At 66.6% G+C, this 18,848-nt stretch carries 20 protein-coding genes; 13 read left to right on the plus strand and 7 right to left on the minus strand.

The genetic code is table 11. The annotated features are described in order from the left end of the window. Positions 1 to 69: 69 nt before the first annotated feature. Together AC1DIN_RS03290 and AC1DIN_RS03295 are read right to left on the minus strand one after the other, a co-directional pair. Positions 70 to 1,314, minus strand: coding sequence for a hypothetical protein (locus tag AC1DIN_RS03290; RefSeq protein WP_476808655.1), 1,245 nt, complete (start codon positions 1,312 to 1,314; stop codon positions 70 to 72). A gap of 101 nt (positions 1,315 to 1,415) precedes the next feature. Further along, entirely contained in the window at positions 1,416 to 2,003 is a 588-nt protein-coding gene (locus AC1DIN_RS03295) for a DUF1134 domain-containing protein (protein ID WP_441469937.1), read from the minus strand. Positions 2,004 to 2,298: 295 nt separating this feature from the next. On the opposite strand from AC1DIN_RS03295, the gene AC1DIN_RS03300 reads away from it, so the two are divergent. Then, on the plus strand, positions 2,299 to 2,853 hold the full coding sequence (locus AC1DIN_RS03300; RefSeq protein WP_476808656.1) for a YHS domain-containing (seleno)protein: 555 nt from the start codon (positions 2,299 to 2,301) through the stop codon (positions 2,851 to 2,853). Positions 2,854 to 2,859: 6 nt separating this feature from the next. On the opposite strand, the gene AC1DIN_RS03305 is transcribed toward AC1DIN_RS03300, so the two are convergent. Then, entirely contained in the window at positions 2,860 to 3,693 is an 834-nt protein-coding gene (locus tag AC1DIN_RS03305) for a 3'(2'),5'-bisphosphate nucleotidase CysQ family protein (protein WP_476808657.1), read from the minus strand. A gap of 126 nt (positions 3,694 to 3,819) precedes the next feature. Between AC1DIN_RS03305 and chpT the strand changes: the two genes are divergently transcribed. The 6 genes from chpT to AC1DIN_RS03335 all read left to right on the plus strand — a co-directional run bounded on the left by chpT (position 3,820) and on the right by AC1DIN_RS03335 (position 10,120). Continuing rightward, positions 3,820 to 4,461 (plus strand): histidine phosphotransferase ChpT, encoded by a 642-nt coding sequence (chpT, locus tag AC1DIN_RS03310; RefSeq protein WP_441469940.1) that lies wholly within the window; start codon positions 3,820 to 3,822, stop codon positions 4,459 to 4,461. A 92-nt stretch (positions 4,462 to 4,553) separates the two neighbouring features. Further along, positions 4,554 to 7,160 (plus strand): hybrid sensor histidine kinase/response regulator, encoded by a 2,607-nt coding sequence (locus AC1DIN_RS03315; RefSeq protein WP_476808658.1) that lies wholly within the window; start codon positions 4,554 to 4,556, stop codon positions 7,158 to 7,160. Beyond that, on the plus strand, positions 7,157 to 7,654 hold the full coding sequence (locus AC1DIN_RS03320) for a chemotaxis protein CheW (RefSeq protein ID WP_476765007.1): 498 nt from the start codon (positions 7,157 to 7,159) through the stop codon (positions 7,652 to 7,654). The genes AC1DIN_RS03315 and AC1DIN_RS03320 overlap by 4 nt, the downstream gene beginning before the upstream one ends. Before the next feature lie 30 nt (positions 7,655 to 7,684). Next, positions 7,685 to 8,050 carry a response regulator gene (locus AC1DIN_RS03325; RefSeq protein WP_038359309.1) on the plus strand — a complete coding sequence of 122 codons (366 nt, stop codon included), beginning with the start codon at positions 7,685 to 7,687 and terminating at the stop codon, positions 8,048 to 8,050. Positions 8,051 to 8,120: 70 nt separating this feature from the next. Next, entirely contained in the window at positions 8,121 to 9,236 is a 1,116-nt protein-coding gene (cheB, locus tag AC1DIN_RS03330; protein ID WP_476765006.1) for a chemotaxis-specific protein-glutamate methyltransferase CheB, read from the plus strand. Further along, on the plus strand, positions 9,233 to 10,120 hold the full coding sequence (locus tag AC1DIN_RS03335; protein WP_476808659.1) for a CheR family methyltransferase: 888 nt from the start codon (positions 9,233 to 9,235) through the stop codon (positions 10,118 to 10,120). Before cheB ends, AC1DIN_RS03335 begins: the two co-directional genes overlap by 4 nt. A gap of 164 nt (positions 10,121 to 10,284) precedes the next feature. On the opposite strand, the gene ctrA is transcribed toward AC1DIN_RS03335, so the two are convergent. Then, entirely contained in the window at positions 10,285 to 10,986 is a 702-nt protein-coding gene (ctrA, locus tag AC1DIN_RS03340; RefSeq protein WP_265055836.1) for a response regulator transcription factor CtrA, read from the minus strand. 434 nt (positions 10,987 to 11,420) lie between these two features. On the opposite strand from ctrA, the gene fliI reads away from it, so the two are divergent. Together fliI and AC1DIN_RS03350 are read left to right on the plus strand one after the other, a co-directional pair. Continuing rightward, positions 11,421 to 12,767, plus strand: a complete 1,347-nt coding sequence (fliI, locus tag AC1DIN_RS03345) for a flagellar protein export ATPase FliI (RefSeq protein ID WP_441469945.1) — start codon at positions 11,421 to 11,423, stop codon at positions 12,765 to 12,767. Between the two features lie 34 nt (positions 12,768 to 12,801). Continuing rightward, positions 12,802 to 13,155 (plus strand): DUF1304 domain-containing protein, encoded by a 354-nt coding sequence (locus AC1DIN_RS03350; protein ID WP_441469946.1) that lies wholly within the window; start codon positions 12,802 to 12,804, stop codon positions 13,153 to 13,155. A gap of 6 nt (positions 13,156 to 13,161) precedes the next feature. On the opposite strand, the gene AC1DIN_RS03355 is transcribed toward AC1DIN_RS03350, so the two are convergent. Then, entirely contained in the window at positions 13,162 to 14,367 is a 1,206-nt protein-coding gene (locus tag AC1DIN_RS03355; RefSeq protein WP_476808660.1) for an MFS transporter, read from the minus strand. Between the two features lie 232 nt (positions 14,368 to 14,599). Between AC1DIN_RS03355 and fliJ the strand changes: the two genes are divergently transcribed. After that, positions 14,600 to 15,004, plus strand: coding sequence for a flagellar export protein FliJ (gene fliJ / locus AC1DIN_RS03360; protein ID WP_441469948.1), 405 nt, complete (start codon positions 14,600 to 14,602; stop codon positions 15,002 to 15,004). 64 nt (positions 15,005 to 15,068) lie between these two features. On the opposite strand, the gene AC1DIN_RS03365 is transcribed toward fliJ, so the two are convergent. Next, positions 15,069 to 15,728 carry a GNAT family N-acetyltransferase gene (locus tag AC1DIN_RS03365; protein ID WP_476808661.1) on the minus strand — a complete coding sequence of 220 codons (660 nt, stop codon included), beginning with the start codon at positions 15,726 to 15,728 and terminating at the stop codon, positions 15,069 to 15,071. Positions 15,729 to 15,759: 31 nt separating this feature from the next. On the opposite strand from AC1DIN_RS03365, the gene AC1DIN_RS03370 reads away from it, so the two are divergent. The 3 genes from AC1DIN_RS03370 to AC1DIN_RS03380 all read left to right on the plus strand — a co-directional run bounded on the left by AC1DIN_RS03370 (position 15,760) and on the right by AC1DIN_RS03380 (position 17,832). Further along, a complete protein-coding gene (locus AC1DIN_RS03370; protein WP_476808662.1) occupies positions 15,760 to 16,185 on the plus strand; it encodes a hypothetical protein in 426 nt (141 codons plus the stop codon). A gap of 73 nt (positions 16,186 to 16,258) precedes the next feature. Then, entirely contained in the window at positions 16,259 to 16,651 is a 393-nt protein-coding gene (gene copM / locus AC1DIN_RS03375; protein WP_476808663.1) for a CopM family metallochaperone, read from the plus strand. Positions 16,652 to 16,794: 143 nt separating this feature from the next. Then, the gene (locus AC1DIN_RS03380) at positions 16,795 to 17,832 is read left to right on the plus strand and encodes a lysylphosphatidylglycerol synthase transmembrane domain-containing protein (RefSeq protein WP_476808664.1); all 1,038 of its coding nucleotides are present in this window, start codon (positions 16,795 to 16,797) and stop codon (positions 17,830 to 17,832) included. 13 nt (positions 17,833 to 17,845) lie between these two features. Here AC1DIN_RS03380 and AC1DIN_RS03385 read toward each other — a convergent pair whose 3' ends face one another. Next, on the minus strand, positions 17,846 to 18,757 hold the full coding sequence (locus tag AC1DIN_RS03385; protein WP_476808665.1) for a DMT family transporter: 912 nt from the start codon (positions 18,755 to 18,757) through the stop codon (positions 17,846 to 17,848). Between the last annotated feature and the right edge of the window lie 91 nt (positions 18,758 to 18,848).

An 18,848-nucleotide genomic window follows, 5' to 3' on the forward strand; every position in this document is an offset into this window, starting at 1 on the left:
GGCTGAAAAGGGGAAACCGCTTTTCGACGCTATCCGGACCGCGCGAATAATGGTCCGCCAGGTGCCGCGCTATTCGGCGGCCTCGCGCTTCGGCGAAAGACTCATCAAGCGGTCGGCCAGCCGGACGATCTCCTCGCGCAAGGCCGCATTCGACTGTGCGCCCGATGCCGCTTTGCGCAGATTCGACATTTCGCCCAGAAGCTGGCTCCGGTCTTCGCGGGCCTGGCTGAGCGCGCCTTCCAGCGTCTGAAGCTCGGCGTGCAGAAGCTCGATCTGACCTTCTCGTTCGCGCTGGCTGTCCTGCAAGGCGGTTATCTCTTCCTGTTTGCGCTGGCGTAGATCGGCCAGCTCGTCCTTCGCGATCACCAGGGCCTGTTCAAGGCCATCCGCCCTGCCCTGCAAGGCTTCATGGTCGGACCTCGTCTGCTCCAGCCGCGCGCCGAGCTGCTGCGCCTCGACGGCGGCCGCGCTGGCGCGCGCATCGGCTGCCGCCAGCCCAGCCTCGGCCTGCTCGGCCCGGGCGGAGAAAGCGCCGGCGCGAATCTGTTCGCCGTCACGCTCGCCCGTCATCGCTTTCAACGACGCCTCGCTGCGGGCCAGCCGATCCTCGACGCCCGCCAGTCTCCCGGCAAGCTCGTCGCGCTTGCCCTGGAGAACCATGATCCGGGTGCGGTCCTCTACCAGCGCCACGCGCAGCTTCTCATGCTCGTCGCGGATCGCCGCCAATTCCGTCTCGCGTTCGGCAAGGAGCTTCTCGATCCTTCCGAGCGTCTCGCGCTCCCGCGCGAGCTCGCCGTCGCGCATACTCAGATCGGCGCCGGTGCCGGTCAGAGCCTGCCGTGTCTCCGCCAGGTTCTGCTCCAGGCTCGCCAGATCGGCGAGCCGCTTCTCCAGCGCCGCGGCCGTTTCGCCATGGCCCGCCTGTTCTTGTTCGAGGGTTCTTCGCGTGTCGCCGAGCTCGGCCCGGGTCGTCGCGAGTACGCTTTCCAGTTCTGCAATCCGCGTGTCGCGCTCGCTACGCTCGCGCTCCAGCCGGCCGATCGTCATGTCCCGGCGGCCAAGCTCCTGCATCGCCCCGGCCTTGGCGGCAAAGCCACGCTCGGCCTCCTGCTCGACGGAACGCATGCGCAGGGCAAGCTCCGCGCGCAGATGGTCACGGTCGGCTGCGATCTCTCCCAGCGAGAGCGGGAAGGCTGCCTCGGCCCGCTTGCGCGCCAGCCGGTCGGCACGCCGGGCGAGCGCCGGCACCGCGGCCAGCGCGAGCAGCGCCGCACAAAGGAAGCCGAGCGCGAACAGCATGGCGGCTTCGATCAAGACCCAGCACTCCCGAACGAGGCGTGGACACAGGCTATGGCCGAATCTGCCACGCCCGCGCCGCCAAGGCCAGTTCTAGTCACCCGCTCGAGGTCGGGAGGCTAGAACGGATTCCACGTCGCCTGCGGCGTGAACTTGAGGTAGCCGAGATTGACGCCGAGTCGCCAGCCGACGCCGGTGCGGATCGGCACGACGGTGATGCCCTCAGCCGTCATGGCGGTGAAACCGAAGCCGCCGATGAAATAGGCCGAGCCGTCGACGCCGGCGAAGCGCTGGTAGAGCGCATCCACCGCCGGCAGGTTATAGACCAGCATCATCGTGCGTGCGCCTTCGCCACCGAAGTCGAAGCCGATCGAAGGCCCCTGCCAGAACACCCTGCGGTCGCCGGCATTGCGGGTGTAGAGCTGGCCCTCGCCGAAGCGCAGCCCGCCGACAAAGGCGCCGGCGGCTTCCTGGCCGAGCACGTAGCCATTGGGCTCACCCCAGCGCCGCACGGCCTCCTCGATGGTGAGCGCGAGACCGCGCGACACGTTGCCGAAGAACTTGTGGCCGGACGAGACCAGCTCGTTCTGCGAGAAGGAGCGCTGCTCGTTGTAGTTCTGTGCGAACGCCGGGGCCGACAGGCCGGTGAGGCCCGTTCCGGCTACGGCGAGACCGCCCTTGATGAGACTGCGGCGGGTCTGGTTCATATGCTAGATCTCCGGACAGTGTGTCCGGCGAAGCCGGACGCCAGAACGGTTTGATCGCCCGGCCTCGCGACGCCGGATCCGGTTGCGGGGCAACCTGTTCCGGACGCGTGCGATGCAGGCCAGACGGCGGGCCGATTCTGGGCTGTCCGCCGTTCGCGCAGGCGTCGAAAAAGCAACGCCTAGCGAATACGAATCAATTCGGTAACCAGTTTGATACGCCGTAAATCTATCCAAGGCGTGAAAATTCCGGAGAGCCGAGCGGCCCTGGATTGCGGGATTGCGAGGATTTGCCGGGATGAAGGCCGCAACAAGGCAACGCTGCGCGACCTGCACCGGCGTTGCCCTTCTCTTCCTTGCCGTCTCCGTGACATCTGCCAACACCACGTCAGCCGAGCCGGTTCTTCCGGCTTCGTCGGGAGCACCGGGGCTGCCAACCGGGCTGCCTTCCCTGCCTTCGCTGGGCGAAGTGATGCAGCGCGACCTGCGCACCGGCTTGGCCATCAATGGCTTTGACCCGGTGTCCTATCGCTTCGGCAGCAGGCCTTCGGCCGGCCTCGCCCAGCACGAGCTCATCCATGAGGGTGTGGTCTGGCGCTTCGCCTCACAGGCCAATCTCGAGGCTTTCCGAGATGCACCGGGCATCTACGCGCCCGCTTTCGCCGGCTTCGACCCGACGGGCGTCGCCAATGGCGTCGCCGTCGACAGCGACCCCGGCCAATACGCGATCATCGGCTCTCGGCTGTTCCTGTTCCGCTCGGCGGAAAACCGCCGGCGTTTCCTGCAGGACGCGGCGCTCTTGGCCCAAGCCGAAGATCGCTGGAAATCGGTGCTGCGCGTCGTCGCCCGCTGAGAGCTCTCAGCAACCGGTATCGCCGGCGATGGCACGTCGCGCCAGCGCCTCGCTCGACGCGGCCACGAAAGGCGGATTGCGGAACTGCCGTTCGCTCACGCCGTAATGCGGCAAGGCGCCATCAAGCGTCAGCACCACGCCGCCCGCCGCCGAGAGAATGGCGTCGCCGGCTGCGATATCCCACTCCATGGTCTGGCCACAGCGGACATGGAGATCCGCCTCGCCCGAAGCGATCATCCCGAACTTCACGGCCGACGAGACCGGGATGCCCTTGTTGCAGCACATCGACGCGGCAATGCCGTCGCTGCGGCCATCGCCGTGGAAGCGACTGACCAACGCCACCGGCCCGTCGCTGGGCAAAGCGCGTACAGCCGCGCGGCGCGCTTCCCCGCGCACGGTTCCGTCGGCGGCGAAATCCTGCACATAGGCATGCTCGCCGGCGAACCAGAGGCGGCCGATGGCAGGAGCGGCAATCGCGCCCGCGATCGGCCTGCCGTCACGGATCACCGCAATCGCGACGCAGTAGCTGTCGCCGCCGGCCAGGAACTCGCGCGTGCCGTCCAGCGGATCGAGCAAGATGAAAACCTCGCCGGGCGCGACGCTGTCGACCGTTTCCTCGCTGATGACCGGAAATCCCGGGCACAGGCGAGCAAGCGCATCCTTCGCTGCGTGATCGGCAGCCAGATCCGCCGAGCAGACCGGCGAGCCGTCCTGCTTGAGCGTCACATCGCGCGCCGCCCGCTTCGCCAGCAGGACCGTCGCACTGATTCTGGCAGCTTCCGCGAGCTTGCGCCCCAGCCCGTCGCAATCGCGCAGGCGGGGATCGTCACGGCCGATCATGGCGGCCCTTCCTTCGAACATTGGCCCGATATATGGCGATTAACCACATGAAAACCAAGATGACAGCATATCTGGCGGCATTGCCGCCCTACCCTCGGCGCATCGCCATCCCAGGATTTCGCCCCCATGACCGCCATCTCGCTCGACTCGCTCGACCTGGCCGCTCTTCTCTGCAGCCGCGTCTGCCATGACGTGATCAGCCCGGTCGGTGCGATTGTCAACGCGCTGGAGGTTCTCGAGGAAGATGATCCGTCGATGCGCGATTTTGCGCTGGAGCTGATCAAGAAGAGCGCCCGCAACGCCTCGGCCCGCCTGCAGTTCGCGCGCCTCGCCTTCGGCGCGGCCGGCTCGGCCGGCGCAATGATCGATCTCGGCGATGCCGGAAACGTCGCCAACGGCTTCCTGAACGACGAGAAGCTTTCGCTCGACTGGGAGGCGCCGCGCGCCCTGCTGCCGAAGAATCAGGTCAAGCTGCTGCTGAACCTGCTGGTCATCGCCGCGCAGGCCGTGCCGCGCGGCGGCAAGCTGATCTCCCGGGCCAGCGTCGAGGGTGAACAGGGCAGCTTCGAGATCAAGGCCACGGGCTCCCATGCCCGCATCCCCGCCCATGTCGAGGATCTGCTCGCCGGCAATGCGCCGGGCGGGACGATCGACGCCCATGCCGTCCAGCCGGTCTACACCGGCATGGTGGCACGCGCTGCCGGGATGGAGGTTTCCGTCGCGATCGACGGGGAGACCGTGACCATCAAGGCAGCCAAGGCGGCCTGAAACCGAAATCAGTCGAAGGGCGATCTCAACCGATCATAAACCCTTCTCGTGCTTTGGTTCCTGGAGGGTTTCGCGTTGAGTGATGTTCCTGCATGGACGAGTTGCTGCAAGAGTTCCTGACCGAGACCGGCGAGAACCTCGATACGGTCGATCGGGAGCTCGTCCGCTTCGAGCAGGACCCGAACGACCGGGACATCCTGCGCAACATCTTCAGGCTGGTTCATACCGTCAAGGGAACCTGCGGCTTCATCGGCCTGCCGCGGCTCGAGGCTCTCACCCACGCGGCCGAGTCAGTGATCGGGCAGTTCCGTGACGGCGCAACGGTGAAGCCCACCGCCGTCACCGCCATCCTCGAAACCATCGACCGCATCAAGGACATACTCGCCGAGCTGGCCGAGAAAGGGCTGGAGCCGGAGGGCGACGACGAGACGCTGATCCGCGAGCTGCAGGCTCTGGCAGAGCGAGCCAAGGGCGAACTCAACCACGCGCACCCGGTCGACCAGCCGGTCGATCCCGTCGCCGCCTATCTCGCCCGGCACGGCCAGACCGACGCCACGGCCGCGACGGACGACATCGTCTTTCGCAGCGCGCCGGAGCCGCAGCGGGACCGCAACGGCCGCATCGAGAGCGGCGAAAGTCCCGCACTTTCCGAAGATGTCCCTTCGTCCTCGCGAACCGGCGGCCCCGCGACCCTGCGTGTCAATGTCGACACGATCGAGCATCTGATGACCATGGTCTCCGAGCTCGTTCTGACACGCAACCAGCTCCTCGACGTCTCCCGCCAGCAGGAGGACGCCAAGCTCAAGGCACCGCTGCAGCGCCTCTCGCTGATCACCGCCGAGCTGCAGGACGGCGTGATGAAGACGCGCATGCAGCCGATCGGCAACGCCTGGTCGAAGCTGCCGCGCATCGTGCGCGACCTCAGCGCCGAACTCGGCAAGCGCATCGAACTCGTGACCGATGGTGCGGAAACCGAGCTCGACCGGCAGATCCTCGACCTGATCAAGGACCCCCTCATCCACATGGTCCGCAACTGCGCCGACCATGCGATCGAGCTTCCGGCGGAGCGCCGGGCAGCCGGGAAGCCCGAACAGGGCACGATCCGGCTTTCCGCCTACCACGAGGGCGGCTCCGTCACGATCTCGATCGCGGATGACGGACGCGGGCTCGATGTCGGACGCATCCGGAACAAGGCCATCGCCCGGGGCCTTGCGACCGAAGCCGAGATCGAGAAGCTCGGCGACGCCCAGATCAGCCGCTTCATCTTCCTGCCCGGCTTCTCGACGGCGGATAACGTGACGGCGGTTTCCGGCCGCGGCGTCGGAATGGACGTGGTCAAGGCCAACGTCGATTCGATCGGCGGGATGATCGACGTCGCCAGCCGTCCCGGCCTCGGCACCACCATCACCATCAAGATCCCGCTGACGCTCGCAATCATCTCCGCCCTGATCGTTGTGGCGGGCAATGACCGCTACGCGATCCCCCAGATCGCGGTGCGCGAGCTCGTCCGGGTGAAGGCGGGCGACGACAACCGCATCGAGGAGATCAACGGCGCCCCGGTCCTGCGGCTGCGCGGACGCCTGCTGCCGATCATTTCGCTTCCCGAGCTGATGGGCGCGCCCAAGGCCGCGGAAGGTGAAGGCTTCATCGTCATCACCCAGATCGGGGAGCGACAATTCGGAATCCTCGTCGACAGCGTCTTCCACACCGAGGAAATCGTGGTGAAGCCGATGTCGAGCAAGCTGCGCCACATCCCGCTCTTCTCCGGCAATACCATCCTCGGCGACGGAGCCGTCGTGCTGATCGTCGACCCCAACGGCGTCGCCAGCCTGGTCGGCGCGGCCCTGTCGGGCGAGGTGGAAGCGAAGCAGCATGCCGCACCCGCCCATGAGCAAGCGAGCGAGAAGACGACGATGCTCGTCTTCCGGACCGGAGCCGGCAGCCTCCAGGCGCTGCCTCTGTCGTTGGTGACGCGGCTCGAGGAGGTCGATGCCGACCAGTTCCAGCGCGGCGGCGGCCGCACTTTGCTGCACTATCGCGGACGCCTCGTGCCCGTCACGCCACTCGCGGAAACGCAGCTGCGCAGCAAGGGCATCCAGCCACTGGTCATCGTCTCGGACGGCGATCTGACCGTCGCGCTTGCGGTCGAAGCCATCGTCGACATCGTCGAGGACAGTTTCGACCTCGAAATGGCCGCGAGCGGCGAACGCGGCGTGATCGGCTCGGCCATGATCCGGGGCCGGGCCACCGATATCGTCGATCTCGCCCATTACCTGCCGCTGAACGAGCCCGGCTGGTTTGCCGTGCGGCGCAGCTCAGCGCCCTCCGCCCGTGTCCTGCTGATCGAGCCGTCGGATTTCCTGCGGGAAATGCTGAGCCCGATCCTGAAGGCGTCCGGCCACACCATCACCATGGCAGCCGATTTCGACCTCGATCCCTCCGCAGCCGGCGAGCCGTTCGGCATCGTCCTGCTCGATCTCGATCGGCAGATCGAAGCGGCCTTCGCCTTCGCCGCTACACTGCGCGCGCGGGCCGGAAGCGAGCGCCTGCGCATCCTCGGCCTCACCACCTGCGCGACCCCCGATCTGCACATGCGCGCCGTACAGGCCGGTCTCGACGATATCGTTGCGAAATTCGATCGCCGGGCCCTGCTGAGCGAGCTGAACGCCGGCGGTGCGGATATGAGGCAGGCAGCATGACCCTTCCCGGACCCGACAAGGCGCGGCAGGCGGCCTCCGCCGGTTTCGGCGATTCGCTCGACTACGTGACGATCCGGATCGGCGAGCAGTTGCTCGGGCTGCCGATCGGGCGCGTACAGGATGTCTTCATCACCGACCGCATCACGCTCGTGCCCCGCGCCCCGAGCGAGATCGTCGGCCTGCTGAATCTGCGTGGGCGCATCGTTACCGCGATCTGCCTGCGCAAGCGGCTCGGCCGGACGGTTCCGGATGCACAGCGGCAAGGCGAGCTGACGGCGATCGGCATCGACCATCGCGGCGAGGCCTACGCCCTGATCGTCGACGCCGTCGGCGAGGTGATCCGGCTGGACCGTTCCACCTTCGAGCCGCTGCCCGTTCATCTCGATCGCGTCTGGACCGCGTTGGCGACCGGCGTTCACCGGCTCGCCGACGAACTCCTCGTCATACTCGATCTCGATGCTGTCCTCGATCTTGATCTTCCCGCCGCGGCCTGAAGCGCGGCCACAGAGTTTTGGAGACAGACCATGAAATATTGCCTCGTCGTCGATGACTCAGCGGTGATCCGCAAGGTCGCACGCCGAATCCTGGAAGGCCTGCAGTTCCGCATCGCCGAAGCCGAGGATGGTGCGCGCGCCATCGATGCGTGCAAGGGCGAGATGCCGGACGCCGTACTGCTCGACTGGAACATGCCGATCATGGACGGCTACGAGTTCCTGCGCACGCTGCGCCAGATGCCGGGCGGCAAGCGGCCGAAGGTCGTCTTCTGCACCACGGAGAACGACATCGCCCATATCGCGCGCGCCATGCATGCGGGCGCTGACGAGTACATCATGAAGCCCTTCGACAAGGAAATCGTGGCGTCGAAATTCCATCAGGTCGGTCTGCTCTGAGCAGTCCGGCGCCGGTTTGGATGCCCGATCTCCGTCGCTCGGCATCGCCGATCCAGCAAGCAGCATGAGCATGATGGCGTCCCGCCCCCTTCCGGCTCCGCCGACCCGGCACAAGACGGTCGTGATTGCCGACGATTCCGTCATCGTCCGCGGGCTTTTCGCCCGCTGGCTGGGGGAAGCCGGCCATTTTCACGTCGTGGCGGTGGCCGGGGACGGAGAGACCGCGGTCGCCCATGCGACCCGCTACAAGCCGGACGTCATGGTGCTCGATCTCGACATGCCGGGCGTCGGCGGGGCAGCCGCACTGCCGCAGATCCTCAAGGAAAGCCCCAATACCGGTGTCCTGCTCGCCGCCACGCTGAACGAGCGCAACACCCGCATCGCGCTCGAATGCATGACCAAGGGCGCGATGGACGTCGTCTCGAAGCCTGACAGCCGCGCCGGCATGACGCTGTCCCTCGATTTCCGCAGCGAGTTTCTGCTCAAGCTCGGCAACATCGCCCATACGGCGGCGCGACCGGGCTCGTTGCCGCCGGAGGTCGACATCGTCGATCTGCCACATGGCGGCCCCGTCAATCTTCGCCCCCTGGTTTCGGTGATGCCGCGCTACCTCGTGATCGGCGCCTCGACCGGCGGGCCGCGCGCTGTCGCCAAGGTGCTCTTCGATATCGGCGAAGGCCTTCACGACCTGACGACGCTGGTCGTCCAGCACATGCCGCCGCTGTTCACGGCGTCGTTCGCCGAGCAGATCGCGAGCCATATCGGCGTTCCGGCGCGAGAACCCTTCGACGGCGAACGCCTGGTGCGCGGAACCGTCTATGTCGCACCCGGAGGCCGCCATCTCGGCATCGACCGCCGGCTCGGCCACATCGTCGCACGGATCGGCGACGAGGCGCCGGTGAACTTCTGCCGGCCCGCCGTCGACGTGCTGTTCAACGATGCTGCCCGCCATCTCGGCGCGGCGACGATGGGCCTCGTTCTCACCGGAATGGGCAGCGACGGCACAGAAGGTGCTGGTGCCCTGCGCAAAGCCGGAGCGGCGGTTCTGGCCCAGGACGAGCCGAGCAGCACGATCTGGGGCATGCCGGGCTCGGTTGTCCGTGCGCGCCATGCCAGCACCGTGATCGCGCTCGACGAGATCGGCGCCTCCGTCCGCTGCCTCGTGCGCGGGGTGCAGCCGGCATGACCGAGACCGATTTCGCATTCCTGCGGCAGCTGTTGCAGCAGCGCTCGGGCCTGTCGCTGACCGCCGACAAGCAGTATCTGGCGGAAAGCCGCCTGAGCATCCTGTGCCGCCGGCGCGGCATCGCCGATATCGCGACGCTGATCGGCCAGTTGCGGCTCGGCCGCGATCGCACGCTGGAAAATGTCGTCGTCGATGCGATGACGACGAACGAGACGCTCTTCTTCCGCGACCGCACGCCGTTCGACCTGTTCCGCGACGTGATCCTGCCCGAGCGCATGGCGGCGAACGCTGCCACCCGCTCGCTGCGCATCTGGTGCGCCGCCGTGTCGAGCGGCCAGGAGGCCTATTCGCTGGCCATGATCATCCACGACCTCGCCGACCGCCTTGCCGGCTGGAAGGTCGAGATCATCGGCACGGATATCTCGTCGGAGATTCTCGAGAAGGCCCGCTCGGGCATCTACAGCCAGTTCGAGATGCAGCGCGGCCTGCCGATCCAGATGCTGCTGAAGCATTTCGAGCAGCGCGGCGACAAATGGCAGGTCTCGGAGCGGCTGCGCGGAATGGTCGATTTCCGCCACCACAATTTGCTGGAGCGGAACGATCATTTCGGCCGGTTCGACGTGATCTTCTGCCGCAACGTGCTGATCTATTTCGACGTGCCGACGAAGGTGAAGGTGCTGGAATTGCTGACCCCGCGCCTCGCCCCTGACGGAGCTTTCGTGCTCGGCGCCGCGGAAACGGTTCTCGGACTTGCCACCAGGCTGACCTGCGACCCCGAGCATCGGGGCCTTTACCGCCAGGCCGCCCTCGCTCCGCAGCCGCACGCCGCCGCGCCGCTCGGCAGCCGCACCTTTGCGCGACCGCTTGCGAGCTGGCGCGCCTGAGCGCCGAACAACCGCAACATCGTCACCATCGACGGTAGGCCAAAACAAAAACCCCGCCTCGCGGCGGGGTCCCGTCGACCTGTCGTGTACATCCGACGATCAGGTCAAAACTTGTATGCCGTCGCTTCGTGACGGCCCGATGACGGACCGGGCGACAGGATGCGTCAGGCCGGGATGCGCTCGTCGACTTCGGAGGGCTCGCGCAGCACATAGCCACGGCCCCAGACGGTCTCGATGTAGTTCTTGCCGTCCGAAGCGTTCGCCAGCTTCTTGCGCAGCTTGCAGATGAACACGTCGATGATCTTGAGCTCTGGCTCGTCCATCCCGCCATAGAGATGGTTGAGGAACATCTCCTTGGTGAGCGTCGTGCCCTTGCGGAGCGAGAGCAGCTCCAGCATCTGGTATTCCTTGCCGGTGAGGTGGACGCGGGCGGCGTCGACTTCCACGGTCTTGGTGTCGAGGTTGACGACCAGATCGCCGGTCGTGATGACCGACTGGGCATGGCCCTTCGAGCGCCGCACGATCGCGTGGATGCGGGCGACCAGCTCGTCCTTGTGGAACGGCTTGGTGAGATAGTCGTCAGCGCCGAAGCCGAGGCCCTTCACCTTGTCCTCGATGCCGGCGAGGCCGGAGAGGATCAGGATCGGAGTCTTGACCTTGGCGACGCGCAGGCTGCGCAGAACCTCGTAGCCCGACATGTCGGGCAGATTCAGGTCGAGCAGGATGATGTCGTAGTCGTAGAGTTTGCCGAGATCGACGCCCTCTTCGCCGAGATCCGTCGTGTAGACGTTGAAGCTCTCGGATTTGAGCATGAGCTCGATGCTTTGAGCGGTCGCGCTATCGTCCTCGATCAGCAGAACCCGCATGTCCACGTCCCCAATTTCGCCCGCAGGGCAGGTTGACCGTTGCTTACGCCCGGACCTTCTCGGCCCTTGACGACGACGCACTTGCCCGATGAAACGCCACGCGACACGCTACAGAGAAACTGGTTAACAAACCGTGATTCCCGAGCGCAAGCGCTTCCTCGGAGAAAGTGAACGATCCTTGTCGAGGTGAGTCGAATTTGACACGGATCGGTGAACTCTCACCCGCGAAAACGCCCTTTCGCGGAGGGATGCTTCGAGAAACGGGGCCAAACGGCCCTGCGACACGCGGCAGCCTCGATCTGCAGTCTTAATCACAGAGCTTAACGGCTGGTAAATGAGCGCAATTTGTTAGGAACCCTTACCAAATCATCCACAGGGGCGATCTGCCGAATATCCCGCTCCTCCTCGCCGACTGGCAAGGACGTCATCGCATCATGAATTCCCCCTCGCACGGCCATGACCGTCTCTCGGCCCTCGCCTCCGCCATCGAGCACATCGAGGGGGTGAGCATCTATGGCCGCGTCATCGGCGTGCGCGGCCTGCTCGTCGAGGTAGCCGGACCGATCAGCGCGATGAGCCTGGGCGGCCGTGTCGGCATCGAGATCGCAGCAGACACCCGCGTTCCCTGCGAGGTCGTCGGCTTCTCGGGCGAGAAGGCGCTGGTGATGCCCTTCGGCGGGCTCGACGGCGTGCGCCGCGGCTGCCCGGTCCATGTCGACCGCGCTCAGCCCGGCTTGCGCCCGACACCCGCCTGGCTCGGGCGCGTCGTCGACGCGCTCGGCCGCCCGGTCGACGGCGGCCCGCCCCTGCCGCAGGGCGACACGCTCTATGCCTTCCGGAACGATCCACCGCCGGCCCATAAGCGGCGCCGCGTCGGCGGGCCGCTCGACCTCGGCGTCCGCGCCCTCAACACCTTCCTGACCTGCTGCATCGGCCAGCGCATGGGCATCTTCGCCGGGTCCGGCGTCGGCAAGTCCGTCCTGCTCTCGATGCTGGCCCGCTACGCCCAGGCCGACGTCAACATCATCGGCCTCGTCGGGGAGCGTGGCCGCGAGGTGCAGGAGTTCCTGCAGGAGGATCTCGGACCGCAGGGCCTCGCCCGCTCGATCGTCGTCGTCGCCACGTCGGACGAACCTGCGCTGATGCGCAAGCAGGCGGCGCTGACCACGCTGACGCTGGCCGAGTATTTCCGCGATCGCGGCCTGCAGGTGATGTGCCTGATGGATTCGGTGACCCGCTTCGCCATGGCGATGCGCGAGATCGGCCTGGCGGCAGGTGAGCCGCCGACGACCAAGGGCTACACCCCGACCGTCTTCGCCGAGCTGCCACGACTGCTGGAACGCGCCGGCCCCGGCACCGAGGACGGCGCGATCACCGGGCTCTTCACCGTGCTGGTCGATGGCGGCGACCATGACGAGCCGGTCGCGGACGCGGTGCGCGGCATCCTCGACGGCCATATCGTCATGGAGCGCTCCATCGCCGAGCGCGGCCGCTACCCGGCCGTCAACATCCTGAAATCGGTCTCGCGAACCATGCCGCGCTCCTGCGATCCTGCCTATTACCCGGTCGTGCAGAAGGCCCGCGCCACGCTTGCGACCTATGCCGACATGGAGGAGTTGATCCGGCTCGGCGCCTATCGCCAGGGCGCGTCCGCGGAGGTCGACGAGGCGATCCGCCTGCACCCGGCACTCGAAGCCTTCCTCAAGCAGTCGAAGGACGACGCGACACCGCTGCCCGAATGCTATCAGCGCCTCCACGCGATCATCAGCGGCAGCCTGTGACTCCGGCTCAGCCTCTCCACGGGATGCCCCATCGATGATCGCCTCGGCTCTGATTGGCCTCGTTGCCCTCATCCACATCTACATCGTCATTCTGGAGATGTGGCTGTGGGATACGCCGCACGGCCACAAGGCTTTCGGACTGACGCCCGAATTCGCGGCGCGCTCCAAGGTGCTGGCGGCCAATCAGGGGCTCTATAACGGCTTCCTCGTGGCCGGCCTGGCCTGGGGGCTCTGGCTCGGCGCCGCGGGCTTCGCGATCAAGCTGTTCTTTCTGGCTTGCGTCGTCGTCGCCGGCCTCTTCGGCGCGGCCACCGCAAGCCGCAAGATCCTCTACATCCAGGCTCTGCCGGCGGCCCTCGCCATCCTGGCCCTGCTGGCGGGCGTCTGAAACGTTTCAGGCCCGCGCCATCATCCTCACCAGAGCGAACATCGCGGCGAACCCCACCGCCTGGATCGCGGCGGAAACGATCAGCGTCAGGTCGGCACCGAGCCGCTCGACCATCACCGCGAAAAGCAGCGGCGCGGCGGCGAAGGCCATATTCTGCGGCACGGTGAGCTTGCCCAGCATGGCGGCGAAGCCGTTGCGGCCGAACAGGGCGAGCGGCAGCGTAGCCCGCGCCACCGAAATCACGCCGAGCGCAGCGCTGAACAGCATGACGAAACCCGCCGCCGCACCGATCGTCATCGGAACGAAGGGCAGCACCAGGCACAGCGCTGGCCCCAGCAGCAGGCCGAGCAGCGCGGTCTTCTCCGCCGGCAGGCGCTCGCCGACCGTAGCATCGATGGCGCGCGCCGCGATTGTCGCCGGCCCGCTCAACGTAGCGATCCAGACGGCTTGCGCCTGCGTCAGGCCCGCCTCCTGGAACAAGGTGATCAGGTGCAGCGGCAGCCCCCAGGACACCAGCCCGCTCGCCGAGAAGGCAAGCGCGACGAGCCAGAAGGCGGCCTTGCGGGAAGAGGAGGGAACGCGCCCATCCTCGCCCGCAGAGGGAGCCCCGGCCACCTTCGTCGCCGGCTGCACGGGCCGTAAGCGGGGCACCGCGGCATAGATCGGCAGCACGATCACGATCTGCATCGCCGCGAAGACGAGCACGGTGATGCGCCAGCCGAAAGCCCCCATCAGAACCGCGGTCAACGGCCAGAACACGCTGGAGGCAAGCCCCGTCACCAGCATCATCAATCCGATGACGCGGCGGGTCCGCTCGCCCATCAGCTGCGCGATCGCGACGTTGCCGACATTGGCGAGCGACATCGCATGTCCCAGCCCGATGACGAACCAACTCGCGAGGTAGCTGACCGGCCCCTGTGCGGTGGCGAGAACGGCAAGGCCGAGCGCGCAGATGACCGCGCCGACGCACATCGAGCGGCGCGTGCCTTCGCGATCGAGATGACGGCCGATCGCCGGGGCGACCAGCGCGCCTGTGATCAGCAGAATGGTAATGCCTCCGAAAACGATCTCGGCATTGAGGCCGAGATCGCGGTCAAGCGCGCTGACCAGCACCGAAGGCGAATAGAAGGTCGAGCCCCAGCCGATGATGCGCGTGAGGGCGAGGCCGAAAAGCAGGGGGCCGTGCCCGCCGAAACGAGGAAAGGCAGCCAAGACAGGAAATCCGCTGATAACGGGCCGAACGGCCGCTGGCTCAGTGAGTAGATCATCGCGACAGGCTGCGGCAGGAGCCGGGACGCGGCTTGAGCATGCAGAAAAAGCAGCCCGTCTCGGTAAGGAAAGGTCAACCTCCTTGCGCCATGCTGCGGCACGTCTCGCGGATGGAGTTCAGACCCGCGCCGAGGGGTCGGCAGAGGTCAATGCGTAATCAGGAGTTGGAAACGACATGAAGTCGCGAGAGACCCTTCTGCGGTTGAAGCGCTTTCAGGTGGACGAGAAACGTCGCCGGGTTAGCCAGATCGAGATGATGATCGCCGACTTCCACAGGATGGCGAACGATCTCGATCGGGAAATCCAGGCCGAGGAAGCCCGCGCCGGGATCACCGACTCGTCTCACTTCGCCTACCCGACCTATGCCAAGGCGGCTCTGGGTCGGCGCGACAACCTGCGCCAGTCGGCCGACAATCTGAAGGGCCAGCTCGACGAGGCCAAGGCCGAGCTGCAGGAAGCCTTCGAGGACATGAAGAAGGTCGAGATTCTCGATGATCGGGAACGCGCGACCGAGCGCGCCGCGGAAGCCGCACGCGATCAGGCGACGATGGACGCGATCGGGCTGCGCTCTCGCGCCTGACCCACTGCAAGAATTTCCAGGAATTTCAGTGAGAGGGCGGCGTCTTCCGGACGCCGCCCTTTTCTCATGCAATGACGGGATGGTGCGCAACGGCGTCGCGGCGCAGCTTGCCCGTCAGGCGCGGGTCGTCGTCGACCTCGATGCCGCGCTTGAACACCGTGAAGCCCGAGCGCCGATAGAAGGCGAGCGCCGCCGGGTGATCGAGCGTGCAGGTATGCACCCAGAAGCGCGAGATCGGCCTCGTCCAGGCCAGTTCCAGCGCCCGGTTCATCAGCCAGCGGCCGGCCCCCTTCCCGACGACGGGCTCATCGAGCCCGAAGAAGGCGAGCTCCCCCTCCCCCGGGACGCGGAAGTCCAGCTCGAGCAGGCCGACATCCTGCCCGTCGAAGCAGGCTGCATAGATCGCGACGGCCGGATCCGAGAAGATCGGTTCGAGCTCCGCGCGCGGCGCGACCAACCGGCTGAACCACATCCAGCGTTCGCCAAGCTGACGATAGATGCGCAGATAGCGATCGATGTCGGAGCGCTCGATAGGGTCGAGCGAGAACCCCTCGGTTCCCGGCGGATCGGCCCGCTCCGGCGGTCGTTCGAACATCTCCAGCGATGTCACGATCGCCGCGACCTTGCCGGGCGGCAGGTCAGTCGTTCCGGTCAGGGTGATGGTCAGGCTCTGGGACATGGAAGGCAGATCGAGCTCGAAAGAGTGAATCTTCGCCGCGATCATGACATGATCCAGTCCGAAAGATCATCGCGTAATGACGCATGCCCTACGTGACATCACCAACGGAATGAGGCGCCGGCCACAGCGCGGCCGCGGCGCCGGCTGGCTGTTCGCGCTGCTGGTGATGTGCTTCGCCGTGCTGCCGCATATCACGCTGGCGGCGTCGGCGATGCGCATGCCGATGCCCGCACCATCGCAACACGGCGCGGCCGCGCGGCCGGGTGCCGGCGAACGGACCGACGCCCCTGCTCCGTGTCACGAGTCCATGCCGGCAGAGCATCCGGCTTCCACTGCGCCCCTTTGCTGCATCATCGGCTGCGGCCTGATCGCGCAGGCGCCGGCAGCCCCCTCGCTGCCGGTCATGATCTCCTGGTCGCCCACTCATCCGTCGATCGTGATGCTCTCCCGGGGCCTGTCCATCGAGCCGGCAGAGCGCCCGCCGCGATCCCTGTCGATCTGAGCTGAGATTCCCGCGGATCATGACGCCGCTTTCCGGCGCGATCCGCATTTTCCATCGATCAAGGACAAGACTGATGAATCGTACCGCCATCGCACTGGCAGCCATTCTCGCAGCCGGCACGCTCGGCAACGCCGCGCAGGCGCAGCAGCAGCACAACCACGGTGCTCCCGCAGCCAAGACGGCAACCGAGAATGCATCGACCAAGGCCTATAGGGAGGCCAACGCGAAGATGCATAAGGACATGGACATCCCCTATTCCGGCGATGCCGATGCCGATTTCGTCCGCGGCATGATCCCGCACCATCAGGGCGCGATCGACATGGCGCGCATCGTGCTGGCCCACGGCAAGGACCCGGAGATCCGCAAACTTGCCGAGAGCGTCATCCGCGACCAAGAGAAGGAGGTCGCGATGATGCAGGACTGGCTGAAGATGATGCAGGACTGGCTGAAGAAGAACGGCAAATAACCCAGCCCGGCGCGGGGGCAGGCGTCTTCGGACGCTTGCCCTTGCCCCCACACGCTGGCACAGAGAACGACAGGTTCGCGCCGCAGCGGTGACGACGTGGGCCGCCCCGCCATCCGTCACCAATTCCCACCCCCGCGGCCTGTATGAAACGTTATCTCGACTACCTCTGGCCGATCATCGGGCTCGTCGCGGTGGTCTGGTCGGTTGAACTTCTCTGGGGCAAGCTCAAGGCCGAAGCCGGCTCCGACGCCGCGATCGAAGCGCTGCTCGCAGACGCAAGCCTTTGGCAGAGCATCAAGATCATCTCCCAGCGCATCGGCCACAAGATCGCGGTCATCCCGCCGGAGGCCTTCTTCCACGGCGCGCTCGCGACGCTCGTCGCCTACGCCGCCCTCGCCTGGTACGACCGGATCGCCCTGATCCATCTCGGCAAGGAGAAGGGCATCTCCTGGTTCTATATCTCGCTCTGCTCCTTCGTGACCTACGCTCTCTCGCACAATATCGGCGCGTCGGTCTTCTCGGGCGGCATGGTGCGCTACCGGGCCTATACGGCGAAGGGCCTCACGGCCGCCGAGGTGGCCGTTCTCGTCGCGCTCTGCTCCTTCACCTTCGCCTTCGGCACGATCTTCCTGATGGGCCTCGTGCTGCTCTACGAACCGCAAATCCTGCATCCGCTGGAGCGGATGTCGAAATGGTTCGCGATCAGCGACGGCACCGCGCGCATGATCGGCGTCGGCATGCTCGCCTTCGTCGCGCTCTACACGATCGGCTCCTGGCTGCGCTTCAGGCCGCTGAAGATCGGCAAGTTCGAGATCATCTATCCGCGCCTGCCGATCGTCTTCAGGCAGTACCTCGCCGCCCCGCTCGAGCTGGCAGGCGCGGCCGGCATCATCTATTTCGCGCTGCCGGAACAGGGCAATCCCGGCTTCCTGATCGTGCTCGGCGCCTTCCTGCTCTCCTTCTCGGCCGGGCTGCTCAGCCAGGTTCCGGGCGGCGTCGGCGTGATGGAGGCGGTCTTCCTTGCCGTCATGCCAGGCGTGCCGGCGCCGGCGGTCTTCGCCGCGCTGCTGATCTGGCGGCTGTTCTATCTCATCCTGCCGCTGGTGTTCTCGCTGCCGATCGTGCTGGCCTTCGAGCGCGCGCAGCTCAAGCGCAGCACCCGTATCGCGCCGCCGCCCTGAGCGTGGCGGCCGATCAGGCCTTGGCAGGCTTGGCCGATGGCCGCTTGAGCGCAATCGCGGCGGCTCCGAACATCAACAGCGCGCCGGTTGCCTCCGACCAGCCGAAAGGCTCGTGCAAGGCCACGACGCCGACCGCGACGGCGATCGCCGGGCTGATGAAGGCGTAGAGACCGGCCCTGAACGCGCCCCAGTCGCGCAGGAGCCGCATATAGATGGTGAAGCCCATCAGCGAGCCGCCGATGACAAGGAACACGACGGCGGGCAGAACCGGCCACTGCACCAGCATCGCCAGATCGGCATAGCCCACCCGCTCGAGGCTGAGCGAGACCGCCGTGAGCCCGATGCCACCGATGAATGTCTGCCAGCCGGCGAGCGTCAGCGTCGGCATCGATCCCGCGATCGGGCGCGCCAGCACGGCACCGACGCAGTAGAGCAAGGTTCCGGCGGCCACGGCTGCAAGCCCCCAAGCCTCGAACGGATCGCCCTGTGCCACTGACAGCCCGCCGAGCGCGCGCGTCGCGAACAGGAAGCCGAGGCCGACCGTGCCGAGCCCGATCGCCGCGAGCTTGCGCCCGTCGATGCGCTCGCCCTCGAAGGCGCGGCTCGCCAGCAAGGTGAAGATCGGGATCGTCGCGAAATTGACGATGGCAGCGAGCCCGCTCGGCGCATGCGCCGTGCCCCAGAACAGCAGGGTGTAGTTGCCGGTGTTGAGCAACAGCGCCGTGCCGATCAATCGCGGCCAGGCGTCGCGCGGCACCTTCGGCACATCGCGCCCGGCCCAGACCAGCATCAGGAGCCCGGCAATGGTGAAGCGCGCCGCCGCCAGGAAGACCGGCGGCACATGCGATGCCCCGACCTTGACCGGCAGCCAGGTCAGCCCCCAGACGAGACACATGACGGCGAAGAGGGCGGCGTTGCGCGACATCGCCTTCGCTTAGCCGCAGCTTATGGCGCTGACCATTGCGCCGCAGGCATCGGCCCCCCGTGGAAAGCGGAGGCGCGGCCTCCGGGCTCGA

The sequence above is a fragment of the Allobosea sp. 05T438 genome (assembly GCF_056396025.1).